Annotated in this window: 1 pseudogene; it reads left to right on the top strand. The window is 52.4% G+C overall.

What is annotated here, in order from left to right:
* Positions 1-93: 93 nt before the first annotated feature.
* Positions 94-357, top strand: a pseudogene (locus tag E5329_RS29470) (hypothetical protein); the annotation flags it as partial.

Raw genomic sequence — 357 nt, 5'->3', positions numbered from 1 at the left:
GGAAAGCTGGCGGCTGTAAACAATTAACAAGAATATTGGAAACCGGTGCGGGGGCTGTCTGCTCCCGCACCTGCTATATAGGAGGATTTTTCTATGGTGAATGCCATTGTTTCGATACCCGGCTACGTCCATCTGTACCGCTCCCTTCTGCGGTTCTATGACATGTCGGAGAATGAGGTCCGGGAAATGCTCTATCTTCTGAATACGGCAAACCTGGACTGCTACGAGTATTACCACCCGGAACGTGATGTGGTCCAGAGCGGGCCGGCAGCCTTTAGCGGATGGCTGGAGCATGAGGATTACCGCCCTTACCGGACGGAGGTACAGCTTTATAAATCCCTGCTGTTCTTAAAGCGC

Source organism: Petralouisia muris (assembly GCF_004793545.1).
Classification (GTDB): domain Bacteria; phylum Bacillota; class Clostridia; order Lachnospirales; family Lachnospiraceae; genus Petralouisia; species Petralouisia muris.
Note: the sequence above shows the minus strand (reverse complement) of the source record. Positions and strands in the feature narration are given on the sequence as shown.